At 40.3% G+C, this 18,017-nt stretch carries 16 protein-coding genes and 1 tRNA gene; 9 read left to right on the forward strand and 8 right to left on the reverse strand.

What is annotated here, in order from left to right; translation table 11 throughout:
• Positions 1-521: 521 nt before the first annotated feature.
• Positions 522-674, forward strand: coding sequence for a plasmid partition protein ParG (locus HCR01_RS40770; RefSeq protein WP_413773947.1), 153 nt, complete (start codon positions 522-524; stop codon positions 672-674).
• On the forward strand, positions 671-1,297 hold the full coding sequence (locus HCR01_RS13665) for a Uma2 family endonuclease (RefSeq protein WP_193196696.1): 627 nt from the start codon (positions 671-673) through the stop codon (positions 1,295-1,297). Before HCR01_RS40770 ends, HCR01_RS13665 begins: the two co-directional genes overlap by 4 nt.
• A 2-nt stretch (positions 1,298-1,299) precedes the next feature.
• Here the strand turns inward: HCR01_RS13665 and HCR01_RS13670 are convergent, their stop codons facing one another.
• Both HCR01_RS13670 and HCR01_RS13675 read right to left on the reverse strand, forming a co-directional pair.
• Positions 1,300-3,027, reverse strand: a complete 1,728-nt coding sequence (locus HCR01_RS13670) for a succinate dehydrogenase/fumarate reductase flavoprotein subunit (protein ID WP_193196697.1) — start codon at positions 3,025-3,027, stop codon at positions 1,300-1,302.
• A 353-nt stretch (positions 3,028-3,380) separates the two neighbouring features.
• Entirely contained in the window at positions 3,381-3,698 is a 318-nt protein-coding gene (locus tag HCR01_RS13675; RefSeq protein ID WP_193196698.1) for a hypothetical protein, read from the reverse strand.
• 266 nt (positions 3,699-3,964) lie between these two features.
• Between HCR01_RS13675 and HCR01_RS13680 the strand changes: the two genes are divergently transcribed.
• A complete protein-coding gene (locus HCR01_RS13680; protein ID WP_193196699.1) occupies positions 3,965-4,705 on the forward strand; it encodes a Uma2 family endonuclease in 741 nt (246 codons plus the stop codon).
• A 198-nt stretch (positions 4,706-4,903) separates the two neighbouring features.
• Here the strand turns inward: HCR01_RS13680 and HCR01_RS13685 are convergent, their stop codons facing one another.
• Complete coding sequence (locus HCR01_RS13685; protein WP_193196700.1) at positions 4,904-5,608, reverse strand: cytochrome b/b6 domain-containing protein; 705 nt, start codon at positions 5,606-5,608, stop codon at positions 4,904-4,906.
• Positions 5,609-5,901: 293 nt separating this feature from the next.
• Positions 5,902-7,542, reverse strand: a complete 1,641-nt coding sequence (locus HCR01_RS13690; RefSeq protein ID WP_226889332.1) for a fibronectin type III domain-containing protein — start codon at positions 7,540-7,542, stop codon at positions 5,902-5,904.
• A 639-nt stretch (positions 7,543-8,181) separates the two neighbouring features.
• On the opposite strand from HCR01_RS13690, the gene HCR01_RS13695 reads away from it, so the two are divergent.
• The 5 genes from HCR01_RS13695 to HCR01_RS13715 all read left to right on the forward strand — a co-directional run bounded on the left by HCR01_RS13695 (position 8,182) and on the right by HCR01_RS13715 (position 15,730).
• Positions 8,182-11,190, forward strand: a complete 3,009-nt coding sequence (locus tag HCR01_RS13695) for an Eco57I restriction-modification methylase domain-containing protein (RefSeq protein WP_193196701.1) — start codon at positions 8,182-8,184, stop codon at positions 11,188-11,190.
• 128 nt (positions 11,191-11,318) lie between these two features.
• A complete protein-coding gene (locus HCR01_RS13700) occupies positions 11,319-11,882 on the forward strand; it encodes a Uma2 family endonuclease (RefSeq protein WP_193196702.1) in 564 nt (187 codons plus the stop codon).
• Between the two features lie 13 nt (positions 11,883-11,895).
• Positions 11,896-12,135 carry a hypothetical protein gene (locus HCR01_RS13705; RefSeq protein ID WP_193196703.1) on the forward strand — a complete coding sequence of 80 codons (240 nt, stop codon included), beginning with the start codon at positions 11,896-11,898 and terminating at the stop codon, positions 12,133-12,135.
• Entirely contained in the window at positions 12,123-12,308 is a 186-nt protein-coding gene (locus HCR01_RS13710) for a type II toxin-antitoxin system VapC family toxin (RefSeq protein WP_193196704.1), read from the forward strand. The genes HCR01_RS13705 and HCR01_RS13710 overlap by 13 nt, the downstream gene beginning before the upstream one ends.
• Positions 12,309-12,358: 50 nt before the next feature.
• On the forward strand, positions 12,359-15,730 hold the full coding sequence (locus HCR01_RS13715; protein WP_193196705.1) for a helicase-related protein: 3,372 nt from the start codon (positions 12,359-12,361) through the stop codon (positions 15,728-15,730).
• 111 nt (positions 15,731-15,841) lie between these two features.
• On the opposite strand, the gene HCR01_RS13720 is transcribed toward HCR01_RS13715, so the two are convergent.
• From HCR01_RS13720 to HCR01_RS13735, 4 genes are all read right to left on the reverse strand, one after another.
• Positions 15,842-15,915, reverse strand: a tRNA-Pro gene (locus HCR01_RS13720).
• A 50-nt stretch (positions 15,916-15,965) separates the two neighbouring features.
• A complete protein-coding gene (locus HCR01_RS13725; RefSeq protein WP_193196706.1) occupies positions 15,966-16,331 on the reverse strand; it encodes a DUF1818 family protein in 366 nt (121 codons plus the stop codon).
• A 214-nt stretch (positions 16,332-16,545) separates the two neighbouring features.
• Positions 16,546-17,154 (reverse strand): hypothetical protein, encoded by a 609-nt coding sequence (locus tag HCR01_RS13730; protein WP_193196707.1) that lies wholly within the window; start codon positions 17,152-17,154, stop codon positions 16,546-16,548.
• Between the two features lie 21 nt (positions 17,155-17,175).
• Positions 17,176-17,412 (reverse strand): DNA-directed RNA polymerase subunit omega, encoded by a 237-nt coding sequence (locus tag HCR01_RS13735; RefSeq protein ID WP_193196708.1) that lies wholly within the window; start codon positions 17,410-17,412, stop codon positions 17,176-17,178.
• 160 nt (positions 17,413-17,572) lie between these two features.
• On the opposite strand from HCR01_RS13735, the gene HCR01_RS13740 reads away from it, so the two are divergent.
• Complete coding sequence (locus tag HCR01_RS13740) at positions 17,573-17,992, forward strand: fasciclin domain-containing protein (protein ID WP_193196709.1); 420 nt, start codon at positions 17,573-17,575, stop codon at positions 17,990-17,992.
• Positions 17,993-18,017 lie beyond the last annotated feature (25 nt).

Below are 18,017 nucleotides of genomic sequence, written 5' to 3' on the forward strand. Positions count from 1 at the left end.
AGCTCCTAAAGAATCATTTACCGATGTGAGCTTGACGAGAGCCAAAAGACCTCACCAAGCACACACTTTTTGGTGTGAACTTAGTGAAGGTCTCGCTTTCAAATATTAATTATTTGCCATCTGAACCAGGCTTAACGCCAGTATGTTGATTCAGATGCACTGGCTTTTAAGTTTTTTGCCAGTAGCTACTCCCCTTCTATGCGATAGTAATCATACCTCTGTTTTAGGTATGAGTCAAGGGAATAGGAAATGGAGAAGGCACTATTTCACTTACATGGTAAAAATAGATTAGACAAGACTGATAGCAAAATTAAGGTGAACTGCGATCGCCTTATCGCCTTGCAGTGACTAAAAAAATTCCCATAGGCCACTCATAACTAAGCTATAGGAATCCGGTTTGATTTCTGAAAAGATACGTAGGGTGTGTTAGCGACAGCGTAACGCACCAAAACCTCTATAATAGTGCGTTACGAACTCCGTTCTAACACACCCTACAATACCTAATTTCGTTCAAAAATCAAATAGTAATCCTATATATACCCAAAGAGTTAAAAATAAAATTTAAAACAATTTGTGCCAAGCAAGATACAACTATGAGCCAAGTTGTAAAAGAGTTTATAGAAAAATGGGTAATAGAAAATGTTAATCCAAAAATTGGAAAGTTTAAACCATGACTCAAGCTTTACCAAAAACCAAGCTAGTAACCTTTGAAGAATTTGTTCAGTGGAAACCCGACGGCAAACGGTATGAACTGCATGACGGAGTAGTAATCGAAATGGCCCAGCCGACAGGCGATCATGAAGATATTATGGGTTTTTTGGCGCTTGAAATATCTGTCGATATCAAGCGACAAAATATTCCCTGCTTCATACCAAAAACAGCATTAGTAAAACCACCTGAAAATGAATCCGGTTATTCACCAGATATATTAATAATCAATCGCTCCAATCTGATAAATGAACCTCTGTGGAAAAAGGAATCTACTGTTACTCAAGGCGCATCAATTCCTCTAGTAATTGAGGTAGTTAGCACCAATTGGCGTACTGATTACTACACTAAGCGGGGTGTGTATGAAGAAATTGGGATTCAGGAGTATTGGATTGTGGATTACTTAGCTGTGGGTGGTAAGTCGTTAATTGGCAATCCCAAACAGCCCACAATATCAGTTTATTCATTATCAGAGGGTGAATACCAAGTCAGTCAGTTTCGGGGCGGGGAACGCATTATCTCACCCACTTTCCCAGAATTGAATTTGACCGCAGAGCAGATTTTTCAAGCTGGAAATACAACCATATAAAGTTAATACCTACGCTCTTTTGGCTCAAACATAGAAATTGTCACTGGTCGATATTGAATATCAATTCCTGCTGGTGAATAGTAAGCCATTGTGTGTTTGAGGAAGTTAGTATCATCTCGTTGGGGATAATCTTCGCGGAAGTGAGCGCCGCGACTTTCTTGGCGATTTAAGGCTGATGCTAGAATCGTCTGCCCCACTATCATTAAACTCCGCAGTTCTAAAGCTTCAACAATTTCTGTATTCCAGCAACTACCTTTGTCATCTAAATAAATTTGAGGGTATTGCTGTTGTATCTGTGCTAATTTCTGCGAACCCTCACGCATTAGTTCTTCGGTGCGGAAAACACCACAGAATTGAGTCATACAATCTTGGAAGGCTTGACGAATTTGGTTAATGCGGTACTGTCCTGGCTGTTCTAGCAAAGCTTGGATTTGTTGCTGGGCTTCTGTTACATAACGTTGCTCGTCTATAGAGGGTAACTTACGGTTTTGTACATATTGAGCGATCGCAGCTCCAGTCCTCTTACCATAAACTACACATTCCAGTAGAGAATTACTACCGAGGCGATTTGCACCATGAACAGAAACACAAGATGTTTCCCCAGCGGCAAAGAAGCCATCAACTAAACCATCGCCACTACTGCGAACTTGACCATCGGTGTTAACTGGGATACCACCCATACAATAGTGAATTGTGGGGCGGACTGGCATCGGCTGAGTCACGGCGTCAACACCTACTAGTCGGTGGGCTTCTTCCCAACAGAAGGGAACGCGGCTCATAATTTTTTCTTTGCCCAGATGGCGCAAGTCAAGATAGACAAAGGGGCCACCAGCACTACCATCAGGATGAACACCACGACCAGCGCGAATCTCATAAGCGATCGCCCGTGAGGTAATATCACGAGGAGCCAATTCCATACGGCTGGGTGCGTAGTTCGCCATAAAGCGATCGCCTTCACTATTAATCAGATACGCCCCTTCCCCGCGGACTGCTTCCGAAATCAGCACGCCTACTGGATATAAACCCGTGGGATGAAATTGGACAAATTCCATGTCTTCGAGGGGTAAACCGGCGATCGCAGTCATTGCCAAACCATCACCAGTGGAAGCGTAATCATTGGAGGTGGTGTTATAAACGCGACCATATCCCCCCGTCGCAAACATCACCGCCTTAGCCCGCACAACCTCTATATGCCCATCTAAGAGGCTATACATCACCACGCCCTTGGCCTGACCCTCTTCCAAAATCAGGCGCATGACGTACCATTCTTGGTAAACTTGCACACCATAACGCCGCAAGTTATTTACCAATTCGTGCAAAATCGCGTGACCAGTCTTATCAGCGGCGTAGCAAGTGCGGTTGTGGGAATGTCCACCAAAAGCCCTTTGAGCAATGCGACCATCAGGCAAGCGAGAGAACAAAACGCCCATGTGTTCCAAGTCAATTACTACATCTGGCGCTTCTTTAACAAGAATTTCTACTGCATCTTGGTCTGCTAAGTAGTCGGAACCCTTGACAGTATCGAAAGCGTGTGCTGTCCAGCTATCTTCTGAATCGACATTTTTTAGCGATGCTGCCATACCACCTTGAGCAGCTACCGAGTGGGAACGAATTGGGTGGGTTTTGGCAACCACAGCAATATTCAAGCTGGGGTCAGTACGGGCAATTTCCACAGCAGCGCGACATCCCGCCAATCCGCCCCCAATAATAATCACATCATGTTCTAGCATAATTAGCCCCCAACTGCAAAAAGCTGCTGTTCCAATACTTTTCGGTTAAGGGGGAAAGGGAAAGGGTTTGAATTCACCTTTACCCTTTTCCCTTTTCCCAGATCAAAAAGGAGTAGTTTACGCTTATCCAAAAAGTATTGGCTGCTGTTCTATTGTAGAGACGTGATTCATAAGACAGTAGGTTGTAGAGAAAAGTTTGATGGTTAAAAGTTTCCCCTCAGAACTTCCACATCTCAACAAAAAAATTCCCTGTCCATAGACAGGGATATCATTTCAACTTTGGATTTTAATTTTGTGAAAAGCTCCAAGCAGTAGGCAGTATGTTGGTTTTCAGATTCGAGTCGGAAAATCACTCAACTAGTCGCTTGTACAGGTTGTTGCTGCGAAACATTACCGGGTATAGGTTCAGTCTTGGTTCCTGCATCTACAGGAGTTACTTCAATATGATTTAACAATGTAGTGACAAATGCAAACAACAAGAAAGGCAGCGATAGCAGGACGACAAGACCCACCGTTGCTAAAGCATACACTGGTCGCCTAGCACCCATCAGCGCTAAGGCTGAGGCCAAACTTAGGGTAATTGTGATCAACCAAACAATTATTTGACCATATATATCACCAAAGGTCAGGGTACAGACAAACCGATACTTTTGAATATTACTCGTGGTCATCACATTTGCCTCAAGTCTCTCCTATAGATTCTACGTTAGAGCCATGTTTGGTTTCTAGACAATTTCTAAATATTTTTGCAAGGTTTGTAATATCGCTTTACAATTAACTTTTTTTGTTAATAAATGGAATTGTTCAGTTAACTGTTAATATTTTTTTTGCGAATGAGCGATGTTACCTACAAACCATAAATTATGAAAGATAGCATCAGACGACCCCCTAATGAAGATAATATAAATTAGCCCCAATAGTGGCGAGGCACAGCCAAATGGTTTTGACTCCTCAACAACTAGACGCCATCATGCCTGACGCTAGTCAGCTATATAGCGATGAGCCGGAAATGGAAAGTTCTCTGCATTATATGCAGCTATTGCTGCTTGTTACCTGCTTAGAATGGCTGTGGCGTGAAAGAAATGATTACTTCATTGGTGCTAATCTCACCATTTATTTTAGTCGCCAACAACTGCGAAATCGTGATTTTCGCGGCCCTGATTTTTTCTTAATCAAGCAGACACAAAAGCATCCCCGCAACTCTTGGGTAGTTTGGGAAGAAGACGGCAAATATCCTAATTTAATCATCGAACTACTCTCAACTAGCACCGCCGATACAGACCGAAATTTGAAAAAAAACCTGTATCAAGACCGTTTTCATACACCAGAATATTTCTATTTTTCCCCAGATACTCTGGAATTTGCTGGTTTTCGCCTAGTAGGAAGTGAATATCAAGATATTACATCCAATGCCAATGGCTGGCGCTGGAGTCAGGAGTTAGATTTGTACCTGGGTATCGATTCAGGAAAACTGCGTTACTTTACTACTGAAGGTGTTTTAGTGCCAACACCAGAAGAAGCCGCATTACAAACACAATTAGAATTACAACAACAAACTCTAGAGTTAGAACAGCAAAGTCTAGAATTACAGCAACAAACTCTAGAGTTAGAACAAGAACGCCAACGCGCTGAACGGTTGGCAGAAAGACTGCGATCTTTGGGTATGGATGTAGACTAAGAGGGCAACTATTTCAACTTAAATTCATCAAATTTCACAACTTCCGAACCGGCTTGCGGGTATCAAAACATCGATAAATTTGCAGTTAATTTTCTCCTAACTTGTCACTCGATTGCTTTTGCGTCATCTGTCATATTCTACGACGCTGTTTGTTTGAACTTTCTTATTTTTGTCTGCTACCCTTAACTGGGCCTTCGACTACTTAAAAAGTGGAATAATCCAGGCAGCCGTAATGCTGAGCAATACTATAAACTCTATGACAGTCAGTGCAAGCGTTGACTGGAAGTAGTTTGGCCATGAATCCCGACGCAGGTTTGACCACCATCTGGAGAGATGAGTAGACCACAGAGCAGGACTATCTTTGTCACGGAATTGCCAATTTAGCATTGATAGTAGTAGCGGTAGTCCACCCACCTTTGCATTCATGAGGATGTGAAGAGCGATAGAAACAACCATAATCACCCAGGCAATTAAGTGTGCGTGGTACCAGGTATGATTGAGTTCTCCTCTTGGTAGCCATGTTTCATCCATCATCTTGCCGCTGAAAAGCGCAAAGTTTAATGCAAAAAGCACAAACGTGTTGGTAAAACGGTTTAACGTATACCACCAAATTGGTTTACCAACTTGAGCTAATTTAGAGAAAGAATTGGGTTGAATAAGCCGCCTTTGCCCCAGATGAAACGCATAGAGAACAAAGATAGGGAAAATTAGCAATGTACACAGCCCAAAGGTTCCGTGCAAACCTTCAATGTCTTTATAGGAAGGAAGCGGAATTCTTCCCCATCGACCATCATAAAGATCATAAGTCCAGAAAGCGGTTAAAATTGCAGCAATGAGAAAAAGACTAGTGAGTCCATGCAGAATCCGCAGGAGCAGCGGTTGATAAGGCTGAGTTGATTTCATCAAATAAAATTCTTACTAATACGCGCTAGCTTTTGCAGAGCAGTTTCACTCTTCATCTTGCAATTCTGAGTGCGATCGCCCCATAATAAAGCTTTCTAGCAGCTTCGCTGCGTTAACTGGAAAAATACGGCAGATTAGACTTATAAGTGCTAACCGTGCCAAATTAGCTCGCTTTTATACCCACATCCTGCACCTCAACTAGCACAATTAGAGTTACAACAAGAACGCCAACCGGCTGAACGGTTGGCAGAAATACTGCGATCGCTTGATGTTGATTTAGAATGAATTAGCGATTATTTCAACTTAAATTCATCAAATTTTACAACCTCTGAATCTGGCTTGCGGGTATCAAAACGATAACTGCTTACCGTACCTGTCCCTGTATCAAAGATACTAAAAACCGTAATATCCTTACTGGCAATATAGGGCATCGGTTTACCATCTTCGCCTAGCAAGGGTGCGATCGCTGGTACTATAGGTTCTAAACCATTAGGATTGCCTTGCTTAACATAATCCTCGTGATACCCAGTTGGCACTTCGCGTTTTCTTTCACCCCAAGCAGCGCCATAAGTATTACCAACATTAGATGTTTCTAGAAAATGCATTCCATTAGGACTAACAAAGCGGTTCCACAAATGGGAATGTCCATAGAATACCAATTGCACATCAGCCGTTTCTAGCAAGGGGACAACATCGCGGATAATATAATCTGCGTCTTTGGGGTATTCGTAACGTACTGCCTTGATTTTGCCATCATCCCGTTCAATTATCTGTACTGGGTCTGTATATGCAGGGACGATATTATCACCCAGAGTGTGAGGTGGATGATGAAACATCACAACTTTGTATTTTGCTTGTTTAAACTCAGGGCTATTTATTTCTGCTTCTAACCAATTGTATTGCTTGCTGCCTTTAGCAATTGGCTCATAAATAATCTGTCCATAACCCCACTTTTCAGGATTATTTAAATCTTTTTCTGCTTCCCGATATCTACCTTTATTCTTTCCATCTAAGCTGGCAGTCCGCCACATATTAGTAACATACAGTACCACTAAACGCACATCACCAAAGCTGACTGCATAATACCTTTTTCCACCCTCTTTACTTTTTGGGAGAGTAAAAATTTCTTCGTAAGTAAAAGTATTAAAAGAATTATCTATTAGGGATTTATCGCTATACAATTTTTGGGCGACTGCACGGGGAATCGTATTATCAAATTCATTGTTTAAACTTCCCGTACTAGCAAACCGTCCCATGACCTCATGATTGCCAATGCAAGGAAACATAGGTGCATATTGAATGATTTTCCCGCCAGTGTAAGTTGTCTTATCGCCATTATGAGTTATTTCATATTTGGCACGACCTTGTAAACCGGGAAACAATGCACCACCACTATTATCATCAAACCATTCTGAGGCGCGATCGGGTGTATTGACTAAATCACCAGCAAACCATACCCCATCTACTTGTCCAACTGTCTCTACCACCTTTTGCAGATTTGCTGCTGTCATCGGCTTCAACTGATGGTCTGAGGTCAGCAAAATCTTCAGCGGTGTACCTGGCTTTGGCGTAGCTGCGAGAGTAAAAACATCGCTGCTAAAACTCTCACCATCTTTCTGCACACTCGTGACGCGATAAGTAACCCGCACACTAGGAGTTAACCCAGTCACCTCAGCTTCATGTCGCCAAATATCGCGTTTAACAGGTTGTTGGTAAACTTGTCCGTTTTTAGTTTGGCTTGCTACTCGTGATTGCTGGTCTTCGCGTGTGCGACTGAGTTGAGTAGTACTTGCTTTGACAGTTTGCTTGAGATTTTCGCCGTAGTTAACTATGTGTTTAGCGCCAGCAAACTCGGTAAACCAAACTACGCGTACTGAGGTTTCAGTTGGTAGTTGCAAAAATGGGTCGGTCAGCAGTTGGGGTGCTGATGTCATACTTGTTTGACCAAATGAATGCATACTTACCAGCGTAAAGCATATAAACAGCAAAAACACGGCTAATAATGGTATTGTGCGGCTGCTTAAGCGTCTGAGCATGAGTAATACCAATTCATAATTCATAATTATTAGCTTTTTTTGGCGAATCCCTTAAAAAGTTTATCTGTTTTGCTTCACATCGCATAAAGCATCTAAATTTTCAGTATTACGCTTCACTTACGGGCTTTTCCAAAAGATTATAAACTTTTATACCTATTTTATTTATTTCGGGAATTTTACTGAGGTAGTAGGGCAGGAGGTAAATTAAGTTTGATTTGTAGCTTTATTTGGCAAAACTGCTTCTATAAACATCTAATTACGGAGTATTTAATCTAATTTAATTAGGCTTTCACGGGCAATAATTACTATTAATAAATTAGCCATAGATTGTTAACTTAACTTACAGAAGCTAGCATATTAGTTTTTGTTTACCTATTACATAAACTTTGAACATAACCGCAGCAATTTTTAATGTAACTAGTGGTGTTTTTTAATGCTTTAAAAATTTCAGAAGTGCCGCGAGGTATAAGCCTTGTGGTTCAAGTTTAATGCATATTTTTTTGGTAAAAACACACAACTGGTAAAAGTTTGATATTTATGTCTGTATTAGAACTGCAACAGTCTGTCTTAAATTCACTCCAAAATCTCAAAAGTCTTGATGCACTCAAAAAATTGTTTTGGAGTCAGTTGAACTACGAACGAGTTAATAAAGAGCTTTCTCGTCGAAGATTAACTGATGCAGTTGCTAATGAACTTGCAGATGATCCCTTGTTATTAGCATCTGGTGGCGCTAATAATGCTTTTCACATAATTTATACACATCTAAAATCAGAAGATTTATCCAGACAAGGGGAAAGAAGAGTTGTCGATTATCTTCTGAAAGAGCACCCTTATGCATTATTTGTATTTTCTAATAAATCGCGATCGCAGTGGCATTTTCTTAATGTAAAGTACGACAACACGCTACAAAAACGCAAGCTGTTCCGGCGCATTACCGTTGGAGAAGGGGAGCAATTACGCACAGCTACAGAAAGAATAAGTCTGTTGGATTTGGAAAATCTTCATCCAAATGCATCACCTTTAGATATTCAGACACGTCATGATGAAGCGTTTGATGTTGAAGCTGTCACCCAAGAATTCTTTAGAGAGTATCGTAAAACTTTTGAAAAAGTTGAAGGGCTGATTCAAGGAATTGGAGGTAACGAACGTAAACGTTTATTCACTCAAAAGCTGTTTAACCGTTTAATGTTTATTGGCTTCATCCAGAAAAAAGGTTGGCTGAAATTCCAAACTAAAACAAATTATTTATCAGCCTTATGGGAAGCTTACCAGGATGATGAGGGTACATCAAACAGAAACTTTTATAGAGACAGACTTTCGCATCTTTTCTTTTCAGGACTCAATAATTCTCAACAATATGATATTACAGGGATTAATAATGGTGGTTTCCTTAAAGATTTAATTGGCACTGTACCTTACCTAAATGGTGGTCTTTTTGAACAAGATGAAGATGATAAAAACCCTCAAATTATCATCCCAGATGAATGTATAGACAGTATTTTTCATGACCTATTTCAACGTTTTGCTTTTACCGTTACCGAGAGTACGCCCCTAGATGTAGAGGTAGCAGTTGACCCAGAAATGTTAGGCAAAGTGTTCGAGGAACTGGTAACAGGGAGGCATGAATCTGGTAGTTATTATACACCAAAACCGATTGTTTCTTTTATGTGTCGTGAGGCACTAAAAGGATATTTAAAAACCCAAATTCCAGGAGAATCTAATGATTCTATAGCACAATTTGTAGATGAACATCATCCTGATGGCATCAAGAACTCAGAGGCTATTTTAGAAGCATTACGTAAAGTTAGAACCTGTGATTTAGCCTGTGGAAGCGGCGCTTATATCCTAGGAATGCTTCATGAATTATTAGATTTGCGTCAATGTCTATTTGCTAACAAAGGGCTAGATTCAAATACTGTATATCAACGCAAGCTAGACATTATTGAAAATAATCTTTATGGCGTAGATATTGATATTTTTGCAGTCAATATTGCCAGATTACGGTTATGGCTGTCGCTTGCTGTAGAGTATGAGGGAGACAACCCGCCACCACTACCAAACCTAAAATATAAAATCGAAATTGGGGATAGTTTAATTGCTCCAAGTCCTGCAACAACAGGTGTGATTAGGCATGAATTTATCAGCCAATACCGCCAAAAGAAAGCTGAATATATGCGAACTCATGAAGGTGGTAAGAAGCAGGACTTAGAACATGAAATTAATGAGTTAAAAACTCAAATTGCGTTGGTAACTCATGGTAGCACTCAAGTGGCAGGATTTGACTGGGCAGTAGAGTTTGCAGAAGTATTTGCAGATGGTGGTTTTGATATTCAGGTAGCAAATCCGCCTTATGTAAGACAGGAATTGATTAAACACTTGAAGCCGACACTACAAAAAGTTTATCCGGCTTTTTATACAGGAACGTCTGATTTATATTGTTTCTTTTACGCGCGTGCTTTGCAGCTTTTAAAGCCAGGTGGGATGTTAACTTTTATCTCTTCTAACAAATGGTTTCGCGCAAAGTATGGAGAGAAGTTACGAAAGCATATTGCTGATACTTGCCAAGTCCACAGTATTACAGATTTTGGTGACTTACCAGTATTTAAAAGCGCGGCTGTTTTAGTAATGATTTTTATCTCGCAAAATGGAAAAAATACAACCTCCTCAAGTAATTTTACCCAGGTAACATCTTTGAAACCACCTTATCCTAATGTGCTAGAAATTATTCAGGAAAATGGACATATTCTACCCACTGATGCTTTTAAAAGCTCAGATTGGACACTGACTGATGCAAATTCTGCTAGTCGTATACGAAAGATGGAGTCAGCAGGCGTTCCATTAGCTGAATATGTCAATGGTCAGATTTATTATGGTATTAAGACTGGCTTTAACAAGGCATTTATCATTGATGGAGCAAAAAGGGCAGAACTAATTGCTCAAGACCTTAAAAATACAGCAATTATCAAGCCTTTAGTTGTAGGTGATGATATTCGCAAGTGGCAGATAAACTATAAAGATAAGTGGTTTATTTACTCTCCTTGGGATTTAAAAATAGATAAATATCCTGCTGTAAAGAATCACCTTACTCAATGGTATAAAGAACTGAAAGCTCGTCCAGAATGTCAAAATGGCAGATATAATTGGTGGTGCATGGCACGCTATGGAGCAGAATATGTAGATGCTTTTGATCAGCCTAAAATTATCTATCCTGTTATTGCAAAAGAATCGCGTTTTGCTTTTGATGTAGGAGGGGCATTCACTAACGATAAGGCTTTTATTATTCCCGTTCCTGAACTCTATCTTCTTGGAATACTTAACTCTTCACATATTTGGGAATATCTTAAAAGTGTGTGTTCTGAACTTCTAGGTAAAAGTTTAGAGTTACGCAGTATTTACATAAATAAAATCCCCATTCCCAGCGCTTCAACTACCGAACGAGAAGCCATATCCAAACTAGTCCAAAAATGCCTAGATGCAAAAGGCGTTAACTGTGAAACATGGGAAAAAGAAATAGATGAGCGAGTCGCCGCCTTGTATGGACTGTAATAATTCATAATTAAAATATAATTAATAACTTCACTTTTTACAAAACTCCTAATCTTAAACTCCTTCTCTGCGCCTCTGCGCCTCTGCGTGAGTAAATCATACTTTCATTCAGCAACGCCAAAAAAACCATGCAATCCCCTATAAAATTACTCCCCATTGAAGAATACCTTCAATTAGAGCAAACTAGCGAAATTCGCCATGAATATCTCGGCGGTCAAATTTTCGCAATGGTCGGTGCTAGCGAAGAACATAATTTGATTACTACTAACATCATCGCCTTATTGCGTCCTCACCTACGCGGAAGTTCCTGTCGTACTTTTGTCTCAGATATGAAAGTCAAAATCGAGACTGAAAAAGCTGATATATTCTACTATCCCGACATAATAGTTACCTGCGACCCTCAAGACAATGAAAGGTATTTTAAAACCCGTCCTAGCTTAATTATAGAAGTGTTATCACCAAGGACAGAAATAACAGACAGACGAGAAAAATTTCTTTATTACCAAACTTTAGAAAACTTCCAGGAATATGTATTAGTTTCCCAACATGAAATCAAAGTAGAAGTTTATCGCCAAGACGCTCAAGGCAATTGGTCAATACAAACTTTAGGCAAAGGTAATGACCTAGAATTAAACTCAATAGGGTTAACCCTAACAATGGCAGATATTTACGAAGATGTCCTAACTATATAAAGTTGAAAAAATTATGCAACCAGCTTTACACATCACAACTAAAGTTTTACCAGGAAACAAAATAGAAATAGAACTTCCAGAAGCCGAGATTGGTGACAGCGTTGATGTATTTGTTATTTTGCCAGAAAAGCCTAAAGTAAAACGGCGTTCTGCAATAGAAATTATAGAAGAAGTTCACGCTAAACGCACACCAAAAAGTGCTGAAGAAATAGATAGACAGCTGCAAGAGGAACGGGATTCATGGGACAGCTAACACTCCCATCTTTTGGCGTTATCTATATAGACACACCATTACTGATTTATAATGCTATTCATGCTGCTACAGCTTTATCTGTTAATTGTAACCAATTTCTAACCAACGACAAAGGCTTTCGCAATGTCCCCAGTTTGCCAATTATTATCCTCAGCGAAGTTTTAGAATCTTGAAATTTGCCCTCTTCTCTGCGCCTCTGCGTCTCTGCGTGAGATAAAAAACCATGCCTACCCATGATATTATAGATAACCGCAATCAAAAATTAGTAGACCAAATAAACTGCATTCTAGACTCATCATCAGCAGCCCATTTCGCAGTAGGTTACTTCTTCCTATCTGGCTTCACCCCCATAGCAGAACGCCTCACCAACATTAAAGAACTACGCTTACTAATTGGTAATACCAGCAACCGCCAAACCATCGAACAAATCGCCCAAGGATATCGACAACTAGAATTAATTGCAGATAAAGTCGAAGCCCAAAAATATCCTAAACGCAGTGAAGAAAAACGGATGGCAAACGATACAGCAGCCAATATTCGTTCTAGTATAGAACTAATGGATCAAACAGATGAAGCCGAAACACTAGTTAAAAACCTAGTGCAGATGATTGAAGAAAAACGGCTTCATGTCCGAGTTTACACCAAAGGAACTTTACACGCCAAAGCCTATATTTTTGACTATGGTACTGTCTATGATGGCAAAGGTAGAGTTTTAGAACGTACAGAAAAAGGTATTGCTATTGTCGGCTCATCCAATCTTACCCTTTCCGGCATTACCCACAATACCGAACTCAATGTGGTAATTCACGGAAATGATAACCATAAAGAATTAACCAATTGGTTTGAAGAACTATGGAACGAGGCGGAAGATTTTAATGAAACCTTGATGCAAGAAATGAAACAATCTTGGGCGGGTTCTGCGGTTCGTCCTTATGATGTTTACATGAAAACTCTCTATAGTTTAATCAAAGATAGATTAGAAGATACAACCCCAAAAGACTTGATTTTAGAAGACGAAATTACTAAACAATTAGCAGATTTTCAAAAAGTTGCTGTGAATAATGCTGTACAAAACATCCGAGATTATGGCGGTGCTTTTGTCTCTGATGTAGTTGGACTAGGGAAAAGCTTTATTGGTGCTGCAATTGTCAAACACTTTGAACAAATAGAACGCGCACGTCCTTTAATTATCTGTCCTGCACCACTGCTAGAAATGTGGGAACGTTACAACGAAGTCTACCAACTAAATGCTCGCATTTTTTCAATGGGAATGTTGAAAGAAGATCAGGAAAGCGGGTTTAAAGTTTTATTAGATGATTTTAAATCTAAAGATAGAGATTTTGTATTAATTGACGAAAGCCACAATCTCCGAAATCACACCACCCAAAGATATAAAGTGGTAGAAGCGTTTTTAGCTACTGGTAAACGTTGTTGCTTATTAACTGCAACTCCACGTAATAAAAGCGCTTGGGATATCTACCATCAGCTAAAACTATTCCATCAAGACGACAAAACAGACTTACCGATAGACCCCCCTGATTTAAAACAATACTTCCAGTTAGTAGAAAAGGGTGAAAAGAAATTACCTGAGTTACTATCTCATATCCTGATTCGTCGCACCCGCAACCATATCTTACGTTTTTACGGTCGTGACTCACAAACTCATCAAGAAGTTGACCATGCCAATTTTAGAGAATACCTTGATGGAACCCGACGCGCTTACGTAATTGTCGGTGGTAAGCATCGATTTTTCCCGAAGCGAGAACTAGAAACTATTGAGTACAGCATTGAAGATACATATCAAGGACTTTACCAAGAATTACGTCAATATTTAGGTAAATCTCGTAAGCGCCAACTCGTAAAACCACCAGTCAACGAACTTAGCTATGCTCGTTATGGGTTATGGAATTATGTTTTAAAAGATAAACAAAAGCAAGAACCTTATAACACTTTACAACGTGCTGGCGCTAACCTAAGGGGACTCATGCGGGTGCTATTATTTAAGCGTTTTGAATCGAGTGTTTACGCTTTTAAAGAAACTATTAAAAAATTATTGCTAGTACATGAAAGGTTTCTTAATGCACTGTCTCAGGGCTTTATTCCCGCAGGAGAGGAAGCACGAACTCTATTATCAGAAGATTATAATCAAGCAGAAGAACAAGACTTGATGGATGCATTATATCAAGTGTCTGGTAAATATGACTTGGCGGATTTTGATGGACAGAAATTACAACAACATATTGAGCATGATATTAACTTGTTGAAAAAAGTTCAAGCATTAGTCGAGCCAATTACTCCTGATAAAGATACAAAATTACAAACTCTGAGAACCTGGTTAGATAAATCTGTACTTAAAGGTAAGAAGCGGCTAATTTTCACCCAATACGCTGATACAGCTAAATATCTGTACGAAAATTTAAACTCACAAGGTAAGCAAGATGATATTGATGTAATTTATAGCGGTAGTAATAAGAATAAAACCCGTCTAGTTGGAAGATTTGCGCCTAAAGCTAATAAGGAATATAAATTTAAACCAGGTGAAACAGAAATAAATACACTCATTGCTACTGATGTTTTGGCAGAAGGTTTAAACCTCCAAGATGGCGACCTGATAATAAATTACGACTTACACTGGAACCCAGTAAAACTGATTCAGCGTTTTGGTCGGATTGATAGAATTGGCAGTGATAAAGATATAATTTCTGGATATAACTTTTTACCAGAATTAGGCATAGAACGTAATTTAGGCTTGAAGCAAAAGCTAAAAAACAGAATTCAAGAAATTCATGACACTATCGGTGAAGATGCTGCCATTCTTGACCGAACTGAGCAACTAAATGAAGAGGCTATGTATGCTATTTATGAACAGCAAGGTAAACAATTGAGTCTTTTTGATATGGAAGATGAAGAGGCTTTTTTGGATTTAAATGAAGCTGAGGAAATTCTCAGAAAACTACAGAAAGACGACCCCGGAGAATTTGAGCGCATTGCCAATTTACCGCATGGTATTCGTACAGCTAAATTCTTTATGCAGCAGAAGGCAACATACGTTTTCTGTGAAGCTTCAGATTCCAATCGACCTGATATCAAAGGCTACCAGCAATTATTTTTGTTAGACGATGAGGGAAATATAATTTCTAGAGATATTCCTCGCATCTTGGGTGCAATTAAAGCTGATTCCACTACTCCTACTTTAACCCTTCCCAAAGAGCATAACTCTGCTGTGATGCGTGTCAAACGTCAATTTGCAGAAGAAGTGAAGCATCGCCAAGCAGAACGGGAATTTAATCAGCGTTTGACTCAAGGACAACGATATATTCTACGTGAACTAAGAATATTTTTTAAATCAATTACAGACGAAGAAGTAAAAGGTCAAGTCAATATTCTAGAAAAGGCGTTCCGCGGTTCCATAATTCAAGCAATCAACCGAGAGTTAAATATACTGCGACGTAATGGTTTAATAGGTCAGCAATTGTTCAATCAACTAGTGCAAGTTTATCGCCAACATAATATGCACGAATGGCTGAATAATAGTTTTTCTACACTGTCTGAGCCAATTCCTATTATTATTTGTAGTGAAGCTTTGAACAGGTAGAAAATGAATGTAGAGAGACGTAGCAGTGCTACGTCTCTACTATTCAGGAAACCCCTAATGGAAAAACCTGCCAATCTTTTGAAAAGACTAGCAGGCAAGGCTTATCATTGATCGGAGCGGCGGGATTCGAACCCACGACCTCCACTACCCCAAAGTGGCGCGCTACCAAGCTGCGCTACGCCCCGGTCAGAATTTCAATTATATAGGAAAACGCTAAGTTAATCAAGAGACAAATTTAAAAAACCTTGAGCATCCCGGCGGCTTGCAGCAAAGCAGGAACAGCGGAAGCATTCCATTGCCCTTCTGCACACCGTCCTGTGTTCAGGATAAAGCGCAGGCTGTAGGCATGAGGATAGCCTTCTACTTCCATCCACAATAAATCGCTCTCGGCTTCACAGGCAATTTTCTCTTCATCCATCAGCTCAGTTGCAAGTTGCTTCATGGTGTCTGCTAACTGTCCCAGTAGACGGCAAAAATCACTCAACTCTGCTTCGGTTAATTCAACTGCCCAATCATCTGTACCTACTAATCCTTTAAATTCAGGTGCATCGGGTTTCCAGCCAATACGCCAACCAGAGCCGATTTTTATAACGCGTTCCATAGTTTAATTTTTTAAACGCAGAGGACGCAGAGATTTTACGCAGAGAGAAGTCGGAGCGGCGGCTTCAGCCGATGGTCTGTATCACTGCCGAGAGGCGCAAGGCTTTGTGCCTCTCCCTTGTGTCCAAAGGACACAAGGCAACTGTTCTTTCAGAACGGTTAGCGATCTGAACTTCGGTGGGGACGCAAAGGAAAATTTTTGACTCTGGGTTTGGTCATTTCAGTAATTCGGCACCTCCTTGTTGCGATCGCTGTGGGGTAGGTGATGTACTAGGACTGGGTGTGGTGTTGGAGGTGGGGGCTAGTGTGTTTTGGGAATTTGTATTGAAGATATTGACTAATACCTGCACTAGTGCATCTCTCTGGCTACGGTTGAGGCGGGCGATCGCAGTCCGATCGCCTTCTATAGGATTTTGTCGTAATATATCGTTACCCGGATACGAACTGTCATACATAATTTCATTCGCACCCAGGTAATCAGCTAAAGTTAGCTTCCAATCCAAGCGATAAATTGCAGAACGCTCTTTTGTGTAAATGTGATACCTGATTAAGCGACTTACTAAGGTATTGTTTTGGGCAACTTTTCCAGTTTCTTTACTGATATATTTATTTTCTCGTGGGAATTCGGGTAACTGCTGATACACTTGTTGCCAAACATCGCTAGGAGTGATTCTTTGAGCGATCGCAGGTTGAATACCAAGTAAACTTGTATATGTTGATTGACTCACCCCTGAGCCTAAAACAACTACACCCACTACCACAAAGGCAGTGAGTGTCTGCCCAGACTTGAACAGGAGTTGAATGAACGACAAATTTTTGCTCATTCTACTTTCACAAAAGCCTTTTTATATTTCGCCGATAATTTCTGGCTGAGTTAGTTCATCAGACATCTCAATGATTGCCCTTAGCACTGGTTTCATCATGGCATCTTCGGCATTTTCAAAGTCTTCATAACGCCGACGCTTAGCACGATTTGCCACCTGAACCGTAATGCGGTAGCGATTTGAGGCTGCACTAATCAGATCTTCAGAACGGTGCATAATTTGAGATTGAGTTGTCTCGAACTTAGAACGCTTTAGCATAGTTAGTGGTTCTTGGGGTCACTCCCCAGTGTAGCAGCACTGAATAAATCTGTTGCCGTCTGCTTAATTGCCAGCAACCTCTCTGTTGATAGAGGCTATGAGCTTCCCAGTCAATTTATAAGTAACTTGTAATACTACATAAATAAAGTGACGTAACCTCATGGCTGACCTTGTGGAAACTGCTGTCAACGCAGGAAATTTTAATACGCTGATCAAGGCTGTTGAAGCTATTAACCTCATAGAAACTCTTCAGAGTCCTGGTCCTTTCACAGTCTTTGCACCGACTGACGAAGCATTTGCCAAACTGCCAGAGGGTACTTTAGAATCGCTGCTGCAAGACATCCCTAAGCTGAAGAAAATTGTGACGTATCATGTTGCTTTTGGCGATGTTAGGTCTGATGATTTAGTACAGATTGACGAGGCACAGACAGTTGAGGGTTCAATTGTAGCAATTGAGTCTGCTAACGGCAAAATTAAGGTGAATGACGCCAATGTTCTCAAAACCGATATTCTGACAGACAATGGCGTAATCCACGTTATTGATGCAGTATTAATGCCTGCAATGGTGGCTGGGAAGTAAGGATTGGGTATTGGGGAAAGGGAAA

The organism is Nostoc sp. MG11 (genome assembly GCF_014904695.1).
Classification (GTDB): domain Bacteria; phylum Cyanobacteriota; class Cyanobacteriia; order Cyanobacteriales; family Nostocaceae; genus Komarekiella.

Excerpts from the sequence above, each read along its gene's own strand:
- HCR01_RS13665 (WP_193196696.1), top strand. The coding sequence starts at position 671 with ATGACTCAAGCTTTACCAAAAACCAAGCTAGTAACCTTTGAAGAATTT.
- HCR01_RS13670 (WP_193196697.1), bottom strand. The coding sequence starts at position 3,027 with ATGCTAGAACATGATGTGATTATTATTGGGGGCGGATTGGCGGGATGT.
- HCR01_RS13675 (WP_193196698.1), bottom strand. The coding sequence starts at position 3,698 with ATGACCACGAGTAATATTCAAAAGTATCGGTTTGTCTGTACCCTGACC.
- HCR01_RS13680 (WP_193196699.1), top strand. The coding sequence starts at position 3,965 with ATGGTTTTGACTCCTCAACAACTAGACGCCATCATGCCTGACGCTAGT.
- HCR01_RS13685 (WP_193196700.1), bottom strand. The coding sequence starts at position 5,608 with ATGAAATCAACTCAGCCTTATCAACCGCTGCTCCTGCGGATTCTGCAT.
- HCR01_RS13690 (WP_226889332.1), bottom strand. The coding sequence starts at position 7,542 with ATGACATCAGCACCCCAACTGCTGACCGACCCATTTTTGCAACTACCA.
- HCR01_RS13695 (WP_193196701.1), top strand. The coding sequence starts at position 8,182 with ATGTCTGTATTAGAACTGCAACAGTCTGTCTTAAATTCACTCCAAAAT.
- HCR01_RS13700 (WP_193196702.1), top strand. The coding sequence starts at position 11,319 with ATGCAATCCCCTATAAAATTACTCCCCATTGAAGAATACCTTCAATTA.
- HCR01_RS13705 (WP_193196703.1), top strand. The coding sequence starts at position 11,896 with ATGCAACCAGCTTTACACATCACAACTAAAGTTTTACCAGGAAACAAA.
- HCR01_RS13710 (WP_193196704.1), top strand. The coding sequence starts at position 12,123 with ATGGGACAGCTAACACTCCCATCTTTTGGCGTTATCTATATAGACACA.
- HCR01_RS13715 (WP_193196705.1), top strand. The coding sequence starts at position 12,359 with ATGCCTACCCATGATATTATAGATAACCGCAATCAAAAATTAGTAGAC.
- HCR01_RS13725 (WP_193196706.1), bottom strand. The coding sequence starts at position 16,331 with ATGGAACGCGTTATAAAAATCGGCTCTGGTTGGCGTATTGGCTGGAAA.
- HCR01_RS13730 (WP_193196707.1), bottom strand. The coding sequence starts at position 17,154 with ATGAGCAAAAATTTGTCGTTCATTCAACTCCTGTTCAAGTCTGGGCAG.
- HCR01_RS13735 (WP_193196708.1), bottom strand. The coding sequence starts at position 17,412 with ATGCTAAAGCGTTCTAAGTTCGAGACAACTCAATCTCAAATTATGCAC.
- HCR01_RS13740 (WP_193196709.1), top strand. The coding sequence starts at position 17,573 with ATGGCTGACCTTGTGGAAACTGCTGTCAACGCAGGAAATTTTAATACG.